We start from the raw sequence: 19,497 nt of genomic DNA on the forward strand, positions 1-19,497 counted from the left end.
GCCGAGTTTCCGCCGCCGTCCCGCCCGGCCGGCCATGACGCCGTCGTGCCCCGGACCGGGGTCCAGGGCACGACGGCGACAGCGGCGGGATTTCAGGTCTTGGTGGCGGGGGAGTGGTCCTCGGCCGACAGCGGCCGGGCGATGTCCTCCAGCGAGCGCCGGGCCGCCTCCACGCCGAGGAAGATCTCGACGATCCCGGCGGCGATCATCAGCCCGGCGCCGAGGAAGTAACCGGCCGCCACCGCGCCGAGCTCGCCGGTCTCCACCAGGCGGCCGAACAGCGCCGGGCCGATCACCCCGCCCAGGCCGGTGCCCACCGCGTAGAAGGCGGCGATGGCCATCGCCCGGGTCTCCATCGGGAAGATCTCGCTGACCGTCAGGTAGGCGGCGCTGGCCCCCGCCGAGGCGAAGAAGAACACCGCGAACCAGCACGCCGTCAGCGTGGTGGCCGACAGCACGCCGGCCTGGAACAGCAGCCCGGTGCCGATCAGCAGCACCCCGGACAGAATGTAGGAGCCGGCGATCATGGGCCGCCGCCCGATCGTGTCGAACAACCGGCTCAGCAGGAACGCCCCGAAGAAGTTCCCCAGCCCGATGGGGATGAGGTAGTAACCGACGTCGCCGGACGGCACGCCGAAGAACTTCGCGAGCACCAGGGCGTAGGTGAAGTACACCGCGTTGTAGAGGAACGCCTGCCCGACGAACAGGGACAGGCCCAGCACCGTCCGGCGGGGGTAGCGCTTCAGCGCGGTGTGCGCGATCTCCCCGAACCCGATGGCCCCCCGCTGGCGGACGCGGATCCGCCGGTCCGGCTCGGGCAGGTCCCGGCCGGTCTCGGCGCGGACGGACTCCTCGATGCCGCGCACCACCCGCTCGGCCTCGTCCTCGCGGCCGTGGATGAACAGCCAGCGCGGGCTCTCGGGCACCGTGCGCCGTACCACCAGGATGCCCAGCCCCAGCACCGCGCCGAGCGCGAACATCGCCCGCCAGCCCAGGTTCTCGGGGATCAGGTCGCCGTTGAGGATCGGGATGGACAGCGCGGCGGCGATGGTGGTGCCGATCCAGAACGAGCCGTTGATCACCACGTCCACCCGGCCGCGTACCCGTGCCGGGATCAGCTCGTCGATGGCGGAGTTGATGGCCGCGTACTCGCCGCCGATGCCCGCGCCGGTCAGGAACCGGCAGGCGTAGAACCAGTACGGGTTGAACGAGAACGCGGTGGCGACGGTGGCGACCAGATAGAGCGCCAGGGTCAGCAGGAACAGTTTCTTGCGCCCGAACCGGTCGGTGAGGTGACCGAACCCCAGCGCCCCGAGGCAGGCCCCGATCACGTAGATCGCGGCGGCCAGTCCCACCTGCGAGTCGGTCAGGCCCAGCCCGCCGGCCTCGTCGGTCAACCGGGGCCCGATGACCCCGACCACGGTCACCTCCAGCCCGTCCAGGATCCACACGGCCCCCAGCCCGGCCAGCACCGTCCAGTGCCAGCGGGCCCAGGGCAGCCGGTCCAGCCGGGCCGGGACGTCGGTCTCGATGGTGCGCCCTTGCGTCATCGCCATGGCGCTCCTTTTGCCCGATGGGCGCCGTTCATGCCTCCCACCTCCCGGACCGGCCTGCCACATGGGCCTTTTCCGCAGGGTGAGAACGTGCGACCTTGTCAGGAGAGCCTTTGCCGTCCCTGACCCGTGCCGGAGTGTGGGCTATGCGGATTCGTGACATCTTGCGCAACAAAGGACATGAGGTGGCCACCGTGCGGCCCGACGCGACCGTTCGGGAACTGTTGGCCACGCTGGCCGAGCTGAACATCGGGGCCGTGGTGGTGTCCCCGGACGGGGTCGGGATCGCCGGCATCGTGTCCGAACGGGACGTGGTGCGCAGGCTGCACGAGCGGGGTGCGGACCTGCTGGGCGCACCGGTCCACGACATCATGACGGCCGAGGTGCGCACCTGCGGCCCCGACGCCGACGTGGCCGAGCTGCGCACGACCATGACCGAGCACCGGATTCGGCACGTGCCCGTGGTCGACGAGGGGCGCATGGTCGGGCTGGTCAGCATCGGCGACGTCGTCAAGAGCGCCATTGACGAGCTGGAGACCGAGCGCGAGCACCTGGTCGGCTACCTGCACGGCTAGCCGTTCCGTCCGCAGAGGCCGGCACCGCGTGCGGCCGGGCCGCCCGCCGCCGTGCCGCAGGCGTGGCGACGCGCCTGGGCGGGCGCGGCGCGGCCGGCCCGCCCTTCAGACGTAGGCGGGCAGCGGGCGGGCGATGGGGGCGGTCTCGGCCTCGTGACAAGCGCGCGCCAGCCGTTCGACCGCCGTGCGCAGCGTCCGCGGGTCCAGGACGTAGGGCAGGCGCAGGCAGTCCTCCAGCACGCCGTCCACCCCGAACACCGGGCCGGGGGTCACCCGCACGCCGTGCCGCCACGCCGCCTCGGCCACCGAGGTGGCCACCGGGGCGCCCAGCCGCGCCCACAGCGTCATCCCGCCGTCGGGGACGGTGAACTCCCACTCCGGCAGCAGCTCGCGCAGGGCCGCGACGAGGGCGTCGCGGTTGCGGGTGAGCGTGGCCGCCCGTTCCGCCCGGACGTCCTCGATGCGCGGCATGAGCCGCCAGGTGATGAGCTGCTCCAGCACCGGACCGGCGATGTCGACGGACTCGCGGGCCATGGCCAGCCGACGCACTAGCGGGGCGGTGGCCCGGATCCAGCCGATGCGCAGGCCGCCCCACAGCAGCTTGGACGCCGAGCCGATGCTGATCACCCGGCCGCCGGTGTCGTGAGCGGCCACCGGGCGGGGCCGCGGGGCCGCCGGGTCATGCGCCAGCTCGGCGAAGGTCTCATCGACGACGAGGAAGGCGTCGGCGGCGCGGGCGGCCTCGATCAGCGCGGTGCGCCCGGCGTCGTCGAGCAGGTGGCCGGTGGGGTTCTGGAAGTCGGGGATCGTGTAGGCCATCCGGACCGCCGCCTGCCGCATGCTCCCGGCCAGCAGGTCCAGGTCCCAGCCGCCGGTGACGCCCACCGGCACCAGCCGGGCGCCGCGGCGCCGGACGGCGTCCAGCGCGTGCGGGTAGGTGGGGCGTTCGACCAGCACGGCGTCGCCGGGGTCCAGCAGCGTCTGCGTCAGCAGCGAGATCGCCTGCTGGGCACCGGTCGTCACCATGATCTGGTCGGGCCGGGTGGGGGCGCCCAACTCGGTGTAGCGGGCGGCGACGGCCTCGCGCAGCTCCACCAGCCCGGCGGGCTCGTACCCGGGCCCGGCGGCGTGGCGCGGCAGCTCGGCGACGGCCTCGGCCACCGCGTCGTCGAAGACGGCCGGGGCGGCGGGCGCGGCGCAGCCCAGGTCGACGGGCTCCTCGTGCGGCCATCCGCCGTCGGCGGTGTGCGCGATGCCGAACCGGGTGACCGCCTGGCGCGCGGCGGGCCGTTCGGCCCGGGGCAAGGCGGTCCAGCTGCCGGCCCCCTGGCGGCTCTCGACATAGCCTTCGTCGCGCAGCCGGTCGTAGGCGGCCGTGACCGTGGTCCGGCTGATCCCGAGCGCGGCGGCCAGGTCCCGTTCGGCGGGCAGACGCACCCGTAGCGGCAGCCGGCCGTTGAGCACCAGCCCGCGCACCGCCCGGGCCAGCGCGGCGTAGAAGGGCCGCTCCTGCGGCAGCTCGCCCAGCAGGCGGGCGAGCTGGGTGCCGCTGACATGACGCACACTCATGCAGACCACTTTCCTTGATTGGCTCTTAAGTAGCAAGCCATTGCCTCGGCAAACTGGCCCACGGTGGCCTGTAACGGTCCACTCGTCCTTCCCGTGGCACCACCGTGCCCGACCCCCGACCGGAGATCCCGATGCTGATCGTTCTCGCTGCCCTGGTGGCGCTCGCTCTGTTCGTCCCGCGTTTCGGCGCCGACTCGCGGGACGGCCTGGACTGGACACCGGACCACTTCTGGCTACGGTGGCGGTACGGCAGGCTGAGACCGCCGGCGGGCCGGAAGGCCGCAATGGCCTTGATGGCTCGCCGGCTGGTGCAGCTCTATGCCGGATTGGCCTTGTACGGGCTCGGGATCGCCCTGCAGGTGGCCTCGGGCCTGGGCAACGACCCGTGGGACGTGTTCCACCAGGGATTGTCGCTGCGCCTCGGTCTGTCCATCGGCACCTGGATCATCATCGTCGGGGCACTGGTCATGCTGCTGTGGATCCCGCTGCGGCAGCGGCCCGGCCTCGGCACCGTCAGCAACGTGATCTTCGTGGGCCTGTTCGCGGACCTGTTCCTGGCCCTGCTGCCCGCGCCGCAGGCCGCCCCGGCGCGCTGGGCCTACCTGATCGCCGCGATCCTGGTCGGCGGATTCGCCACCGGCTGCTACATCGGCGCCGGTTTCGGGCCGGGACCCCGGGACGGCCTGATGACCGGGCTGGCGGCGCGCGGCCACTCCCTGCGGGCCGCCCGCACCGGCATTGAGCTGACGGTGGTCGCGGCGGGCTGGCTGCTGGGCGGCACGGTGGGCGTCGGCACCCTGCTGTACGCGGTCACCATCGGCCCGCTGGCGCACGTCTTCACCCCCGCGCTGCGGATCAGGGGGCTCGGGAAGGCCGCGGCCGAGCGGCCCGAGCCGTCGGGGGCCTGACCCGGGCCCGCTCCAGGGCCCGGGACTCGGCGGCGGTCAGCGGGCCGCCCTCCACCCGGGTGACGTGCTCGCCCACCCACCGGGCGATCACGTCGGGGTGGCTGCGCGGCACCCAGTGCCGGGCGTCGATCGTCCGCAGGGACAGGTCCGGCACCCGCTCGCCGAGCCCGCCCACCAAGTGGGGGGACACGAACATGTCCCGGGTCGGCACGATCACCTGTACCGGCACGTCTGTGCGCCGGTCGCGCGGGTGGCGCAGCCGCTCGCGCATATTGGCCCGGTAGAGGCCGACCCCGGCGGCCGCGTCACGGGCCAGTGTCCGGGCCGGATGTCCCTCGCGCGGCTCGACACCCTCGCCCAGCCGGAGCGCCTGGCCGAATGGCCCGCCCAGCCCCGCCTGCCACAGCAGCTCTGGCAGCACCGGGGTCTGGAAGAGGTAGATGTACCAGGAGCGCAGGGCCTGCCCGGCCGCGAGCCCGAGGTTGCGCGGGGTGGGCCTGGCCAGCCTGGCGCGCATCCACCGTCCGACATGGTCCAGGCAGGGCCCGGAGATCGAGGTGAACGAGGCGAACCGCGTGGGCATGGTGCACACGGCCTCCCACCCCTGGATGGAGCCCCAGTCGTGGCCGACCAGGTGCACCGGCCGCCCGGGGGAGACCTCGTCCAGCACGGCGCGCAGGTCCGCCATCAGGTGCTCCAGCGCATAGGGGGCGGTCCCGAACGGGCGCGCGGAGGCCCCGGCGCCGCGCACGTCGTACCGGACGACGTGGAAGCGCCCGGCGAGCGAGGCGGCGACCTCGTCCCACACGGCGTGCGTGTCGGGATAGCCGTGCACCAGCAGCACTACCGGCCGGCCGGGATCGCCCTGCCGGTAGACCGCCAGCTCCACCCGCCCGCCACCGGAGCGGGAGGTCACCCGGCTCCTGCTGATCCGCTCATCCGAACTATTGGACATCGTGTTAATGAATCGCGGGACCGGGACGCGGGTCAAGCGACACGCGGGTGAGGCCGGTCACCCGCGTGCCGCCGAGCGCGGGCCCAGAAGTCGGGTCCGGAAGTTCTGCGGGCGACCGGGAGGACGCCACGCGACCGGCCGGGCGCCGGTCACCGCATCGGCTCCCGTCCGTTGCGCGCCGGACCTCCGGAAGACCGCCTAGTACGGGTCGTAGCCGGCGGCGCGGGCGGCAGGGGAGCGCATCAGGTACTCCAGCGCCTGCGGGGTGGAGCACACCTGGGAGGGGTGGTGCGAGGGCCGCAGGTAGACCGGGGCCTCGCCGAGCAGCAGCGTGAAGATCCCGGGGACCAGGCCCCTGCGAACCGAGCGGCGGTAGGAGCGGTAGACCCGCGGCAGCGTCACCTTGCCCCTGACGGTCGGGTCCTGCCTGAGGAACAGCAGCGTCCCGCCGATCAGCGCCCAGTACAGGAAGAACAGCGCCACCATCCACGAGGCGACCCGCATGAGGTACCCGCCGCCCAGGTGCCGGTAGACGTCGAACACCACCGAGCGGTGCTCGACCTCCTCGGCGCCGTGCCAGCGCAGCAGGTCGAGCATGGTGGGGTCCACCCCGGCGGCGTCCAGCCGGTCATTGTCCATGATCCACTGGCCGAGCACCGCCGTGTAGTGCTCGATGGCGGCGACCGCGCCGAGTTCGAACAGCAGCCGCCTGCGGTAGAGCCGGGGCCGGCGCTTGCGCAACTCGGCCATCTTGGCGGGCCATTCGGCGTTGCCCCGGCCGGCCGGCTCGGTGACCACGGTGACGTCGATGCCGTTGGCCGCCAGCAGCCCGTCCAGGACGCCCTGGTGGGAACGCGAGTGCACCATCTCCTGGCCGATGAAGCCCTTGATCTCCCGGCGCAGCCGCTCGTCGGTGACGTACGGGGTGGCGGCCTTGACGCAGTTGATGAACCACTTCTCGCCCTCGGGCAGCACCACGTGAAAGGAGTTGATCATGTGGGTGGCCACCGGATTCCCGGGGATCCAGTGCAACGGGGTCTTCTCCCAGTCGAACGAGACCCGCCGGGTCTTGATCGGGGGATGCCGCTCGTCGATCTCCCACGCGGCTCCCTGGGCTCCCAACGGCCTCGTCATGCACCTGCTCCTCACACCGTTCGCCCCGCCCGGGACGAACGGGACGATCGGTCACACCCGTCCCATCGGAAGAGAAGTCAAGACCCGCGACGGGGGGACGCTCTTGGTCGTGGCGCCACAAAATACCGGCGCCCTTTGGCGTCCGGATGACAAACCGGCCGGCGGACGTCAGACCATGATCCGCCGGGCCCCGGCGTAGACGTTCATCGACTCCCCGCGCAGGAAGCCCACCAGCGTCAGGTCCGTCTCCTCGGCCAGCTGCGCGGCCAGCGAGGACGGCGCCGACACCGCCGCCAGCACCGGGATCCCCGCCTGCACCGCCTTCTGGGCCAGCTCGAAGGACGCCCGCCCGCTGACCATCAGGATCCGTCCCGACAGCGGCAGCAGGTCTGCGCGCAGCGCCCAGCCGACCACCTTGTCCACCGCGTTGTGCCGGCCCACGTCCTCCCGGACCGCCAGCAACTCGCCGGAGGCGTCGAACAGTCCGGCCGCGTGCAGCCCGCCGGTGCGCTCGAAGACCCGCTGCGCCTCCCGCAGCCGGTCCGGCAGCCGGGCCAGCACCCGCGGATCGACCCGCACGGCGTCGGCGGCCAGCTCGTAGGGGCTGCGCGCGCGCAGCGCCTCGATGCTCTGCTTGCCGCACACCCCGCAGGCGCTGGTGGTCTGGAAGGCGCGCTCGGCCAGCGTCCCCGGCGGGCGGACCCCCTCGGCCAGCGCCACGTCCAGCACGTTCTGCTCGGCGGTGTCGGCGCAGTAGCGCATCGCCACCAGGTCGCGCGGGCCGCCGATGATCCCCTCGGCCGCCAGGAACCCCGCCACCAGGTCGAAGTCGTCGCCCGGGGTCCGCATGGTCACCGTCAGCGGCCGTCCGCCCACCCGGATCTCCAGCGGCTCCTCGACGGCCAGCGTGTCCGGGCGCCGGATCGGCTCCCCCTCGGTCTTCAGCCGCAGCACCGGTCTGCGGACGGTCACTCGGCCCATAGCCGCGACCGTACCCCCTTTCGCGGCCGGAACGGGTCGGTGATCGCAGGTGGGGCGGGGCACCGTGCCGGGGGGCGGTGGGCGTGCGGTCCCGGTCCCGCCCGGTGGCACGGTCCCGGGTGCGCGCCGGAAAAAGTCCTCCGGACGACGGGACCGCCGACACTGGGCGGCGGGACGGCCGGACGGCGATCGTCGTAGCGTCTACATCGCGACGGCTCAAGGAACGTTGATGCGCAAGCTCCTGGCTCCCGCCCTGCTCGGCACCGCGCTCGTCGCCGGGCTCACCACCGGCTGCACCGCCCTGCTGGACAAGACCGTGGCCGCCTCCGAAGTCGAGGCCCAGATCGCCGGCAAGCTGGCCGGCCAGCTCGGCGGCAAGCCCCGCTCGGTCAGCTGCCCGGCCGACCTGCGCGGCGAGGTCGGCGCCACGCTGCAGTGCAGCCTGGTCACCGCCGACGGCACCGAGCGGGTCGTCAACATCACCGTCACCAGCGTGGACGGCGACCAGATCAACTACGACATCAAGTCCCCGGCCCCGCAGCAGACCGCCCCCACCACTCCCACCGAGCCGACCACGCCCACCCAGCCCACCACGCCCGGCACCGGCGACACCGGCGCGCCCACGGTCCCGGTCGTGACCCAGGCGCAGGTGGAGGCCGAGGCGCTGCGGCAGCTGGCCCCCCAGCTGGACGGCGTCCCGCGCTCGGTCGTGTGCCCCGGCGACCTGCGCGGCGAGGTCGGCGTGACCATGGAGTGCACCCTGCACTTCGAGGACGGCACCTGGCGGCCGACCACCATCACGGTGACCTCGGTGGTCGGCACCACCGTCAACTTCAACATCCGCCTCGGCGGCGCGGGCGAGTGACCGCCGGCCCCGCGGTCCCCGGACCGCGGGGCGCAGGGGAGGACCCCGGGGCGTCAGCCGCCGGTGTGGTCCTGTTCGTGGCGGCGCCACCACGGCCGGCGGCGCAGGGGCCGCTCCTGCGCGGCGCCGGGGACGGTGAGCCGGCCGATCGTCGGCGGGGCCACGCAGACGAGGGTGGCGCGGGCGTGCGCGGCGCAGTGACGGTGCACCGACGGGCGCAGCAGCCGCGACAGCGGCCCGCGCGTACCGCGCCCCACCACCAGGATGTCCTCTTCGCGGGCGAGCCGCACCAGCGCGTCGCCGGGGGCGCCCAGCAGCGTCATCCCCGAGACCCGGGTGGCGCCGCAGCCGCCGCCCTCCTGCAACTCGGCCAGCAGCCGGGTGATCAGCTCACCGCCCGCCTCACGCAGCCCGCAGGCCGCGCCGTGCCCGGGGACGCCGGCCGCCGCCGCGTACGGAGGCACCGGGGCGACATGCACGACCAGCAGTTCCATGCCGCGCAACCGGGCCTCCCCGAGTGCCCACGACAGCGCCCACCGGGCGGTCTCGGACTCGTCCACACCGACGATCACACGCGGCGCGGCGGCTGGTGTCTCGGTCACGGCGGCCTCCTGGAGTTGTGGGATCCAGGTTCGCGGCACGGGCGCCCCGGCGGAAGACCCTTTCCGCTTTCACTGTACTCAGGACACCCGTCCCGTTCACCCGGTCGCGGCGTCCCGGGAACGGGCCGCCGCTCAGGGGGTCAGCAGCACCTTGATGGCGCCGTCCCGCTTCTTCTGGAAGATCTCGTAACCGTGCGGGGCCTGCTCCAGCGGCAGCCGGTGGGTGGCCAGGTCCTCGGTGCCCAGCGGGTCGGCGTCGTCGGTCACCAGCGGCATCAGGTCCTCAATCCACCGCTTGACGTGGGCCTGGCCCATCCGCAGGGTGATGCCCTTGTCGAACATCCGCAGCATGGGCAGCGGGTCGGCCATCCCCCCGTACACCCCGACGACCGAGATGGTGCCGCCGCGCCGCACCGTGTCGATCGCCTGGTTCAGGGCCGCCAGCCGGTCCACCCCGGCCCGCGACATCAGGCCGGCGGCGGCCCGGTCGGGGATGAGCCCGGTCACCGTCTGCGCCAGCTTGGCGGCGGGGGAGCCGTGCGCCTCCATGCCGACCGCGTCGATCACCGAGTCGGTGCCGCGGCCCTTGGTCATGTCCCGGATCGCCTCGGCGGCGACGTCGACCCGGCCGGCGTCCAGCACCTCGATGCCGTGCCGGCGGGCCATCCCGATCCGCTCGGGCACCGGGTCCACCGCGATGACGCGGTAGCCCAGGTGGCGGGCGACGCGAGCGGCCATCTGCCCGATCGGGCCGAGACCGAAGACCGTCACGCTGCCGCCGTCGGGGATGTCGGCCCACTGCACCGCCTGCCAGGCGGTGGGTAGCACGTCCGACAGGTAGACGAACCGCTCGTCCGGCGGCCCCTCGGGGACCTTGATCGGCCCGAACTGCGCCTGCGGCACCCGCAGGTACTCCGCCTGCCCGCCGGGAACCTCGCCGTACAGCTTGGTGTAGCCGAGCAGCGCCGCGCCCATGCCCTGGTCGCGGACCTGCGTCGTCTCGCACTGGGCGTACAACTGCTGCGCGCAGGTGTGGCAGTGGCCGCAGGAGATGTTGAACGGGATCACCACCCGGTCGCCGGGCCTGATGTGGGACACCTCGGCGCCGACCTCCTCCACGATCCCCATGGGCTCGTGGCCGAGGACGTCGCCCTCCCCGATGAACGGCCCGAGCACCTCGTACAGGTGCAGGTCGGACCCGCAGATCCCGGTGCTGGTGATCCGCACGATCGCGTCGGTGGGCTCCTTGATCACCGGGTCGGGAACCTCCTCGACGCGGACGTCGCGCTTGCCGTGCCAGGTCAGTGCCTTCATGTACGTCTCTCCGTGTCGGCGGAATCGGCTGGGGGGTGGGCTGCGGGGCTCACTGCGAGGGCGGCGGGATCGGCCGGGCGGCCAGCGCCTCGGCGACCGCCACGAGGTTGGCGGCCATCGCCCGCCCCGTCTTGGCGGCCCAGTCGTGGCCCTTGTCGTCGTCGAGATAGTCGGGGCCGGGTCCCGGGCCCAGGTGCCAGTAGGTCCAGGCCTGGCCGGGGATGGTGTAGCCGATGTCGGCCAGCGCCGAGCTGATCTGGCCGATCACGTGGTGGGCGCCGTCCTCGTTGCCGGTGTTGACCACACCGGCGACCCGGTTGTAGGCGATCGGGCGGCCCTCGTCGTCGGTCTCGGAGATCATCGCGTCCATCCGCTCCAGCACCCGCTTGGCCACCGAGGAGGGCTGCCCCACCCAGGTGGGGGAGGCGATGATCAGGATCTGTGAGTCCAGCAGCATCCGGTGGACCCGCGGCCACTCGTCGCCGTCGCCCATGTCGGTCTGCACACCGGGCCGGATGTCGAGGTCCACGGCGCGGACGGTGTCCACCTCCACGCCACGCCGCCGTAGCTCGGCGGTGACCACCTCGGTGAGCGCCTCGGTGTTGGACGGCTCCGGGGAGGGTTTCAGGGTGCAGTTGATGACTGTCGCTCGCATACGGACCCTTCGCTCGTGAGGTATCAGGCGCCCTACCCGCCTCCCGCGCCTCAAACGGATGACCTTCAGGTTTGCCGGGCGCTGAGGGGGTAGACCGCCTCGCCGGGAGGGGGAGCGCATGAACGAGCGGATGACCGTCGTGATCGCCACACGGGACCGGCGCGCGGAGCTGCTGCGCACGCTGAAGCACCTGACGGCGCCGGCCGGCGAGCCGGCGGTCATCGTGGTCGACAACGCCTCCACCGACGGCACCGCGCGGGCGGTGGCGGCCGAGTTCCCCGGCGTCCAGGTGATCCGGCTGCCGGAGAACCTCGGCGCCGCCGCCCGCACGGCCGGCGTGCAGGCCGCGCGCACTCCCTACGTGGCCTTCAGCGACGACGACTCCTGGTGGGAGCCGGGTGCGCTGCGCCGGGCGGCGGAGGTCCTCGACGCCCATCCCCGGCTCGGCCTGGTCGCCGCGCGCACGCTGGTGGGGCCCGAACGCACCGACGACCCGATCAACGCGGCCATGGCCGACAGCCCGCTGGGCGCCGCGGCCGGCCTGCCGGGGCCGCCGGTGCTGGGCTTCCTGGCCTGCGCATCGGTCGTGCGCCGCCGCGCCTTCCTGGAGGCGGGCGGCTTCGATCCGGTGCTGTTCTTCGTGGGGGAGGAACGGCTGCTGGCCATGGACCTGGCCGCCCGCGGGTGGGGGCTGGCCTACGTGCCGGACGTGGTGGCGGTGCACGAGCCGTCCGCCCACCGTCCCCCGTCCGGCCGCAGACTCCGGGCGGAGCTGCGCAACACGCTGCTGACCGCCTGGATGCGCCGGCCGGCGAGGGTGGCGCTCGGCGAGACCGCACGGCTTGCGGGGGCAGCCGCGCGGAACGCCGACGCACGCGCCGCCCTCGCCGGCGCCCTCGGCCGCCTGCCCGCCGCGCTGGCTCGCAGGCGGCGGCTGCCGCCCCACGTCGAACGGGACGTTCGGCTGCTGGAAACCGCCGCGTGAACGAGCTCGAAGGGACCGGCGCGCACCCTGCCGGGGAACGCGTGGGCCAGGCACCGGGCGGAGAGCACGCGGACCGGGCACCGGGCGGGGAATGCGCGGGTCGGACATCGGGTGGAGAGCCCGCGGGCCGGACGCCGGGCCGGGCGCCGGGCGGGGAGCACGCGGCGGGGCGGGCCCGCGCTCCGGAACGCTCCGCGGGCGATGGCGATCGGGCGGACACCGGTGACGAGCGGGTCAGCGTGGTCATCATCACCCGAGACCGGCGCGCGGAACTGCTGCGGACACTGGCGCACATGACGGCGCTGCCGGAACGCCCGCGGATCATCGTGGTCGACAACGGCTCGCGGGACGGCACCGTCGCCGCGGTGGCCGCCGCCCATCCCGGGGTCCGGGTGATCGCCAGCTCCGGCAACCTGGGCGCGGTGGGCCGCAACCTCGCCGTTGAGCGGATCACCACTCCGTACGTGGCGTTCTGCGACGACGACACCTGGTGGGAGCCGGGCGCGCTGCGCCGGGCAGCCGACCTGCTGGACGCTCACCCGCGGCTGGCCTCGGTCACCGGGCGCATCCTGGTCGAGCCCGGCCTGGGGGAGGACCCGATCACCCCCGAGCTGCGGTACTCCCCAGTGCCGGCGCCAGGCTGGATGCCCGGGCCCGCGCTGATGAGCATCCTGGCGGGCGCCTCGATGCTGCGGGCCGACGCCTTCCGCGCGGCGGGCGGGTTCTCGCCCCGGCTGTGGATCGGCGGCGAGGAGGAGCTGCTGTGCATGGACCTGGCCGCACGCGGCTGGTGGATGTGCTGGGCCGAGGACGTCGTCGTCCACCACCAGGCGTCACCGGCCCGCGATCCCCGGCACCGGCGCATGCTCGGCATCCGCAACACGCTGTGGACGACCTGGCTGCGGCGTCCGGCGGATTCGGCGCTGCGGCGGACGGCGACGGTGCTGCGCTCGGTGCCCCGCGACCGGGCCAGCGCCAGGGCGGTGGCCGCCGCGCTGGCGGGCCTGCCGTGGGTGCTGCGCGAGCGCCAGGTCGTCCCCGACCACGTCGAACGGGCTCTGCGCCTGCTGGAGGAGCCGCAACGCACCTCCCCGGCGCGCCGCTACGTCGGCTAGTACGGCGCCCCCGTGCCTTCGCCGGGGTCCCGTGACGGCGGGTCGGGATCTCGCGGGAGGGCGGACACGGCCGACGCCGCCGGACACCGCACCGTCAAAGGGAGGGCTGGTGGCGGACGGCGCGGGCGGCGTCCAGGACCTCTCGCACGGTAATCCGCAGCAGGCGGGGGTCGGGGATGGCGCCCCAGGCGTCACCGGGCCTGCCCCCGCTGCCGTGCCACAGGACCGCGTGCCGGGACTCGCCCAGGGGCGGCCCCCAAAGAGCCGGTGAGACGGGTCCGTACAACGTGACCGACGGCCTGCTGTAGGCGAAGCCCAGGTGCGCCATACCGGTGTCGTTGCTGACCACGAGGCGCGCCCGGGAGACGAGCGCGGCCAGTTCGGCGAGGCCTGCCCGTCCGGCCAGCACCGACTCCGGCGGCAGGCCCGCCCGTTCGGCCACCTCCTGGGCGAGCCTGCGTTCCCCCTCGGTGCCGGTGATGACCACCCGTTCGCCTTCGGCGGCCAGCGCCTCGGCCACGGCGGCGTAGCGTTCGGCGGGCCAGCGGCGGCTTCCGCTGGCCGCACCCGGATGGACGACGGCGGCCCCCTCGACCGGGGCGGGCACGGCTGGTGGGTCCAGCAGCAGGGCGGTGGGGTCCGTGCGGACGTCCCACCATTCCAGCAGCCTGCACCAGCGGCGCACCTCGTGCTCGTCGTCGTCCCACCACGGGCCCTTGGCGTCGGGTGCGGTGGGGGAGGCGTACATCATCAGCGTCCGGGCGCCCGTCGCGGCCACTGGCTGGTGGCTCGCCGGGCCGTTGCCGTGCAGGTCCACCCCCACGTCGGGCGGCGGCCCGTGCCAGCCGATCGGCTCCAGCTCCCCGGTGGGCAGCAGCCGGTCGATCGCCCCGCACAGGTCCGCCAGCGGCGCCAGTGCCGAGGGAGCGGCCAGCACCGTCTCGTGCTCCGGGTAGGCCGCGCGCAGGGCGCGGTAGGCGGGCACCCCGGTCAAGAAGTCGCCGAGGCCGAGCGCCCGCAGCATGAGGATGGCCGGGCGGCTCACCAGGTCGCCTCGGTGAGCACCCGCTCCCAGTCGTCCAGGAAGCGGCCCAGCCCGTAACGTTCCAGCGCCGCCTCGCGGCCCGCCTTGCCCAGCTCGGCCGCCTCGGCCGGGTCGTTCATCAGCCGCCGCAGCGCCGTGGCGAGCACGTCCGGGTCGGTGGAGATGATCCCGGCGCCGGCCGGCACCGCCTCGACGACCTCGGTGGTCGCCAGCGCCACCACCGGCATGCTCAGGTGCATCGCCTCCAGCAGCGACAGGCCCAGCGACGTCCAGCGGACCGGGTGCAGGTAGGCGCGGCGGCGGGCCAACTCGTCGTGCATGCGGTGCTGCGGCAGGTCCTCGAAGGCCCGCGCCGCCGGGATGTCCAGCCGCCCCGGCAGCTCGCCGACCTGCATGCCGAACACGTCCAGCGGGGTGCCCACGGTCAGGAACGGCAGCAGGTCGGTGCCCACGTAGCGGCCGCGCCGCAGCGGCTCGTTCACCACGACCGCCGCGTGCGCGATCTCCCCGGTCCAGCGGGGGCCGGGATCGACGATGCCGTGCTCGACCACCCGGGTCGGGGTGGTGCCGCAGTCCCAGAACAGCCGGTTGAAGTGGGTGACGTGGACCAGCAGCAGATCGGGCCGGTCGGCCATGGGATGGCGGGTCAGCGGCACGTCCCCCCACGGCGCGTCGTGTTCGAGGTAGACCGCGGGCACGTCCCGGCCCGGCCGCCGCCCCAGATGACGGCGGACTAGCTCCTCCTCGTGCGGGCGCTGGAGGATGACCACGTCCACCTCTTCCTCGTGCAGGCGGTCCAGCGGCACCTCCACGGTGGACGGCGGCCAGTCCCACGTGCGGGCGCGGCCGAGGCCGTCCGGGCCGCGGTCGGGCGTCACCGGGACGAGGTAGGTGTGCGGCCCCTGCACGAACGCCGTCGTCCACGAGCCGTGCACATGCCATATCAAGATCCTCAACGCGGGTCACTCCCGTCGTGCGTGTAGGTCGCCAGTTTCTCCACCGCGTCGGCCACCTCGGCGGCGGTGACCTCGGCCAGACAGGGATGGCCCGGGACCGGGCAGACCCGGGCACGGGTGTCCCGGCAGGGGGCGAGCTGGTCGCCCAGCAGCACGGCCGGCACCCCGTACGGCGCCCACCGCGCCGGCGGGACCACCGGGGAGAACAGCGAGACCACCGGCGTGCCCACCGCCGCCGCCAGGTGCGCGGGCCCGGTGTTGCCGACCACCACCGCCGCGGCGCCCGCCAGCACCCCGGCCAGGCCCGGCATGTCCGTGCGCCCGCCCAGGTCCACCCCGTCCCGCCCGGCGACGAGGGCGGTCAGCTCCCGTTCGGACGGCCCGCCGGTGACCACCGCCCGCCACCCGCGGGCGGTCAGCTCCGTCACCGCCTGTGCGCACCGCTCGGGCGGCCACTGCCGGGCCGGGGCCGCCGCGCCCGGATGCACCACGACGTACGGCCCGTCCCCGGTGAGGTGCGCGGTCGGCGGCAGCGGGCGCCGGACCGCCAGCCGCCCGTCGTCGTCCGGCGGCAGCGGGAAACCGGCGGCCGCCGCCAGCGACAGACCCCGCTCGGGCTCGGGGATGTCCTCGTCCACCCGGTGCCGCACGTCCAGCAGGCTGCCCGGGTAGTCCACGCTGATCGCGGCGATGCGGGCGACGCCCGCCAGCCGCAGCAGCAGGGCCGCCGGCAGCGGCGACTGGTGGAAGGAGGTCAGCACCAGCGCGTCGTCGAACCGGCCCGCCGCCAGCGCGTCCACCAGGCCGGCCACCGCCTCGGGGCGGACGGGCGGCGGGTCGGCGAGCACCCAGGGCGCCGACCACACCATCACCTCGTCCACCCCGGGCAGCAGCCGGGCGGCGGCCTCGCCGAGCGGGCTGGTGAGCAGCGTCACGTGCGCCCGTCGGGCGGCCACCGCCCTGACCGCCGGCCCCGCCAGCAGCACGTCCCCGGCGCTGTCCAGGCGCACCACGAGCGCCCGGCCCGATGGCCTTTCCCTTTCCGTCAAGGCCACAGTGGCGCTCCGGGGACGTCGCCGGCGGCGAACCGGACGGCCGCCACCAGGTCGCCGGCGACGCGGGCGCCGACGCTCTCCTCCTGCCGGGTCTGCGGGGTCGGGACCAGTACCGACCTGGCGCCGGCCGCGCGGGCGGCACCCACGTCGGCGCCTATGTCGCCGACGACCACGCACTCGTGCGGCTGGACCCATAGCTCGTGGGCGGCCCGCTCGACCATGCCCGGCGCGGGCTTGCGGCACCGGCATCCGTCGCCGTCGCCGTGCGGGCACACCTGCCAGGTGTCGAAGGGCCCCAGCAGTTCCTCCACCCGCCGGTTGACCGCGTCCACGTCCTGGCGGGTCAGCAGCCCCCGGGCGATGCCGGACTGGTTGCTGACCACCCCGACGCGCAGCCCGAGCCGCCGCGCCAGCTCCACCGCCTCCCGTGCCCCCGGCATCGGCTCCACCTTCGCCGGATCCCCGTTGTAGGGGACGTCGCGGACCAGGGTGCCGTCCCGGTCGAACAGCACCGCGCGCGCCGGGCCGGGCCAGGGTCGGGCGCCGTGCGCCGCCCGCAGCCCGCGCAGCCAGTGCCAGACGGCGGCCGGCGGGATGACCAGGCTGGTGGCCGCCATCGTGGCGATCTCGCCGACGGTGCGGGGACCGGGCGCGATCCGCGCGGCGGCGAACTCGGTCACCCCTGCCAGGGCCCCCGCGGCGGCCAGCGCGGCGGCTCCGCGCCGCCCGGCGGCGGCCAGCGCGGCGGCGGCCACGCCCGCGGCGGTGATCGCCAGATGCCGGTTGCGGCGGCCGGGCGTCTCCCCGGCCCGCTCGTGCCAGCCGGGGCCGTGCAGCGCCCGCATCAGCGCGTCGTCGGTGTTGCCGGCCTGCCGGCGCACGCTCACCCACCAGGACGCGGGCCGCACGGGGTGGACGGTGCGGCGTGTCCCGCGCGTCAGCGTCCAGCCGTCCCGCTCCAGCCGCAGCGCCAGGTCGGCGTCCTCCCGGAACGCCCGGGGGAACCGCTCGTCGAACCCGCCGGACTCCACCAGCGCCGCGCGTCGGTACGCCATGTCCGCGGTGATCCACCTGGCGTGCGCCAGCCCGGCGGTGCCGCGCTCCCAGTCGGTGGGGTCGCGGTCCTCGGGCAGCGGCACCTCGATCCGGCCCTGCACGCCCGCCACCCGCGGCGGCTGCCCGGCCAGGTCCTCGGCCAGGGCCTCCCGCCAGCCGGGCGACACCCGTACGTCGTCGTCCAGGAAGACCACCCACGGGGTGGTGGTGCACCGCCAGCCGAGGTTGCGCGCGGCGGCGGGCCCGAGCCCGCCGGACACCACCACCTCGGTCAGCTTCGCCAGCTCGTCGGGCACCTGCGGCGGGGCGCCGCCCAGGGGGCGGTCGTCGACCAGCACCACCCGTTCCGGCAGCGGCCCCCGGGACGTGGCCAGCGCTTCCAGGCAGTCCGTCAGGCAGGGCCGGCCCAGCGTGGGGACGACAACCGAGTACCCGCTCATCGGCGCACCGTGAAGGGGCCGATCGCCAGCAGGTCCACCGGGGTCGAGCCGAAGCACTCCAGCGCGTCGCGGATGTCGTCGACCATCGGCCGCCCGGCGGTGTTCAGGCTGGTGTTGACCAGCACCGGCAGGCCGGTGCGCCGCTCGAAGGCGTCCAGCAGCCGGGCCACCAGCGGCTCGGCGCCCGCGTCGACGGTCTGCACCCGGGCGGTGCCGTCCACGTGCACCACGGCGGGGATGCGGTCCTGCCAGTGCGGCGTCACGTCGTGGACGAACAGCATGTACGGGCTCGGGATCGGGCCGCGTTGGAAGATCTCGGCGGCCCGGTCCAGCCGCACCATCGGGGCTACCGGCCGGAACTGCTCACGGCCCTTGACGTCGTTGAGCCGCTCCAGGGTGGCCCGCCGCCCCGGATGGGCCAGCAGCGACCGATGCCCGAGGGCACGCGGCCCGAACTCCGCACGGCCCTGGACCCAGGCCACGATGCCGTCGCCGGCCAGCACCTCGGCCGCCGCCTCGGCCACGTCCACCGGGCGCTCGTAGGGCACCCGGGCGCGGCGCAGCGCCGCCTCGATCTCCCGTTCGTCGAAGCCCCGGCCCAGGTCGGCGCCGGCCATCGTCCAGGAGGGCTCGCCGCCCGCCGCGGCCAGGTGCAGCGCCGCACCCAGTGCGGTGCCCGCGTCGCCGGCCGCCGGCTGCACCCACACCCTCTCGAACGGGCCCTGCTGCGCGAGCACGGTGTTGGCCACGCAGTTCAGCGCGGTGCCGCCGGCCATCGCCAGTGTGCGGTCCCCGGTGCGCTCGTGCAGCCAGCGGGCCAGGTCGAGCAGCACCTCCTCCAGCCGCCGCTGCACGCTGGCGGCCAGGTCCGCATGGACCTCGGTCCATTCCTGGCCGGCGGCGCGCCGCGGCGCGAGCTCGTCCCAGTCGATCTGCCCGGTGACGAAGCCGCCGTCGTCGGTGGCGTGCACCTTTTCCCGGAGTAGATCGAGGTGACGCGGTTTCCCGTAGGACGCCAGCGCCATCACCTTGTATTCATCCGAAGAACGCAAAAAGCCTAGGTGGGAGGTCAAATCCTCGTACATCAATCCGAGTGAGTGAGGGAGCCGCTGGCTCGCCAGCGGCTCCAAAATCCCGTCGCGGTAGCGGCCCGACAAATGCGAATGCGCCTCACCTCGCCCGTCGCACACCAGCACGCTGCAGGAACGGTCGCCCACCGCCAGCCCTGCCGACGCGGCGTGCGCCACATGGTGCGGCAGGAATGTCACCCGGGACGGATCCAGGCCGGGCAGCGCGTCGGCCAGAAATCCGGGCGCGTGCCGGACGAACTCGGTGCGCAGGTGGTCCCACGGGTCGTGTACGCCCAGTTCGTCCACCGGCGGCACCAGGGACGGATCGTAGGAGAAACCGACCAGGTCGAGGTCCCCGGGCCGCAGCCCGGCCTGCTCCAGGCACCACGCCGCCGCCCCCGCCGGCTGTTCCCACGCCGAGAACGGCACGGGTCTCTTGCCGTGCTTGCGGCGGCTGAACCGCTCCTCCTCGGCGGCTGCCACGACCTCGCCGTCGATGACCAGCGCGGCCGCCGGGTCGTGGAACACGGCATTGATGCCGAGTACCCGCATCGTTCCTCCCAGCCCCTGGATACGAGCCCGTCGAGCGGCCTCCTCTCCTGAGAAAAGGCACTCAAACCCTGCCCTCCGGGAGGCCCGTGACGGCGGGGCTGCGCGGTACTAC

Annotated in this window: 18 protein-coding genes; 5 read left to right on the plus strand and 13 right to left on the minus strand. The window is 74.4% G+C overall.

What is annotated here, in order from left to right; all coding sequences use genetic code 11:
- Positions 1-92: 92 nt before the first annotated feature.
- Positions 93-1,556 (minus strand): MFS transporter, encoded by a 1,464-nt coding sequence (locus C4U03_RS19650; RefSeq protein ID WP_200827336.1) that lies wholly within the window; start codon positions 1,554-1,556, stop codon positions 93-95.
- 143 nt (positions 1,557-1,699) lie between these two features.
- Between C4U03_RS19650 and C4U03_RS19655 the strand changes: the two genes are divergently transcribed.
- The gene (locus tag C4U03_RS19655) at positions 1,700-2,128 is read left to right on the plus strand and encodes a CBS domain-containing protein (RefSeq protein ID WP_103939274.1); all 429 of its coding nucleotides are present in this window, start codon (positions 1,700-1,702) and stop codon (positions 2,126-2,128) included.
- A 105-nt stretch (positions 2,129-2,233) separates the two neighbouring features.
- Here the strand turns inward: C4U03_RS19655 and yczR are convergent, their stop codons facing one another.
- Positions 2,234-3,697 carry a MocR-like transcription factor YczR gene (gene yczR / locus C4U03_RS19660; protein WP_103939275.1) on the minus strand — a complete coding sequence of 488 codons (1,464 nt, stop codon included), beginning with the start codon at positions 3,695-3,697 and terminating at the stop codon, positions 2,234-2,236.
- A gap of 284 nt (positions 3,698-3,981) precedes the next feature.
- Between yczR and yczE the strand changes: the two genes are divergently transcribed.
- Positions 3,982-4,605, plus strand: a complete 624-nt coding sequence (gene yczE, locus C4U03_RS19665) for a membrane protein YczE (protein ID WP_103939440.1) — start codon at positions 3,982-3,984, stop codon at positions 4,603-4,605.
- Here yczE and C4U03_RS19670 read toward each other — a convergent pair.
- The 3 genes from C4U03_RS19670 to fdhD form a co-directional block, all read right to left on the minus strand.
- Positions 4,553-5,521 carry an alpha/beta fold hydrolase gene (locus C4U03_RS19670; protein ID WP_235017983.1) on the minus strand — a complete coding sequence of 323 codons (969 nt, stop codon included), beginning with the start codon at positions 5,519-5,521 and terminating at the stop codon, positions 4,553-4,555. The genes yczE and C4U03_RS19670 overlap by 53 nt on opposite strands.
- 237 nt (positions 5,522-5,758) lie before the next feature.
- Positions 5,759-6,694 (minus strand): metal-dependent hydrolase, encoded by a 936-nt coding sequence (locus C4U03_RS19675; RefSeq protein WP_103939277.1) that lies wholly within the window; start codon positions 6,692-6,694, stop codon positions 5,759-5,761.
- Between the two features lie 168 nt (positions 6,695-6,862).
- Positions 6,863-7,675 carry a formate dehydrogenase accessory sulfurtransferase FdhD gene (fdhD, locus tag C4U03_RS19680; RefSeq protein WP_103939278.1) on the minus strand — a complete coding sequence of 271 codons (813 nt, stop codon included), beginning with the start codon at positions 7,673-7,675 and terminating at the stop codon, positions 6,863-6,865.
- A 229-nt stretch (positions 7,676-7,904) separates the two neighbouring features.
- On the opposite strand from fdhD, the gene C4U03_RS19685 reads away from it, so the two are divergent.
- A complete protein-coding gene (locus C4U03_RS19685) occupies positions 7,905-8,540 on the plus strand; it encodes a DUF4333 domain-containing protein (RefSeq protein WP_103939279.1) in 636 nt (211 codons plus the stop codon).
- 53 nt (positions 8,541-8,593) lie between these two features.
- Here the strand turns inward: C4U03_RS19685 and C4U03_RS19690 are convergent, their stop codons facing one another.
- The 3 genes from C4U03_RS19690 to C4U03_RS19700 form a co-directional block, all read right to left on the minus strand.
- On the minus strand, positions 8,594-9,142 hold the full coding sequence (locus C4U03_RS19690) for a universal stress protein (RefSeq protein WP_160147041.1): 549 nt from the start codon (positions 9,140-9,142) through the stop codon (positions 8,594-8,596).
- A 132-nt stretch (positions 9,143-9,274) separates the two neighbouring features.
- Positions 9,275-10,456 carry a zinc-dependent alcohol dehydrogenase gene (locus C4U03_RS19695; protein WP_103939281.1) on the minus strand — a complete coding sequence of 394 codons (1,182 nt, stop codon included), beginning with the start codon at positions 10,454-10,456 and terminating at the stop codon, positions 9,275-9,277.
- A gap of 49 nt (positions 10,457-10,505) precedes the next feature.
- Entirely contained in the window at positions 10,506-11,111 is a 606-nt protein-coding gene (locus C4U03_RS19700) for a flavodoxin family protein (RefSeq protein ID WP_103939282.1), read from the minus strand.
- Between the two features lie 118 nt (positions 11,112-11,229).
- On the opposite strand from C4U03_RS19700, the gene C4U03_RS19705 reads away from it, so the two are divergent.
- Complete coding sequence (locus C4U03_RS19705) at positions 11,230-12,096, plus strand: glycosyltransferase family 2 protein (RefSeq protein ID WP_103939283.1); 867 nt, start codon at positions 11,230-11,232, stop codon at positions 12,094-12,096.
- 239 nt (positions 12,097-12,335) lie between these two features.
- Positions 12,336-13,211: a glycosyltransferase family 2 protein gene (locus C4U03_RS19710; RefSeq protein WP_103939284.1), complete on the plus strand. Its 876-nt coding sequence runs from the start codon at positions 12,336-12,338 to the stop codon at positions 13,209-13,211.
- 94 nt (positions 13,212-13,305) lie between these two features.
- Here C4U03_RS19710 and C4U03_RS19715 read toward each other — a convergent pair whose 3' ends face one another.
- From C4U03_RS19715 to C4U03_RS19735, 5 genes are read right to left on the minus strand one after another with little or no spacing between them, the layout of a single operon-like run.
- The gene (locus C4U03_RS19715) at positions 13,306-14,256 is read right to left on the minus strand and encodes a glycosyltransferase family 9 protein (protein WP_103939285.1); all 951 of its coding nucleotides are present in this window, start codon (positions 14,254-14,256) and stop codon (positions 13,306-13,308) included.
- Entirely contained in the window at positions 14,253-15,212 is a 960-nt protein-coding gene (locus C4U03_RS19720) for a glycosyltransferase (protein WP_103939286.1), read from the minus strand. Before C4U03_RS19720 ends, C4U03_RS19715 begins: the two co-directional genes overlap by 4 nt.
- The gene (locus C4U03_RS19725) at positions 15,209-16,261 is read right to left on the minus strand and encodes a glycosyltransferase family 9 protein (RefSeq protein ID WP_235017984.1); all 1,053 of its coding nucleotides are present in this window, start codon (positions 16,259-16,261) and stop codon (positions 15,209-15,211) included. The genes C4U03_RS19720 and C4U03_RS19725 overlap by 4 nt, the downstream gene beginning before the upstream one ends.
- A complete protein-coding gene (locus tag C4U03_RS19730; protein ID WP_103939287.1) occupies positions 16,258-17,763 on the minus strand; it encodes an HAD-IIIA family hydrolase in 1,506 nt (501 codons plus the stop codon). The genes C4U03_RS19725 and C4U03_RS19730 overlap by 4 nt, the downstream gene beginning before the upstream one ends.
- A complete protein-coding gene (locus C4U03_RS19735) occupies positions 17,760-19,385 on the minus strand; it encodes a carbamoyltransferase family protein (protein ID WP_103939288.1) in 1,626 nt (541 codons plus the stop codon). Before C4U03_RS19735 ends, C4U03_RS19730 begins: the two co-directional genes overlap by 4 nt.
- Between the last annotated feature and the right edge of the window lie 112 nt (positions 19,386-19,497).

Source organism: Thermomonospora echinospora (assembly GCF_900108175.1).
Classification (GTDB): domain Bacteria; phylum Actinomycetota; class Actinomycetes; order Streptosporangiales; family Streptosporangiaceae; genus Thermomonospora; species Thermomonospora echinospora.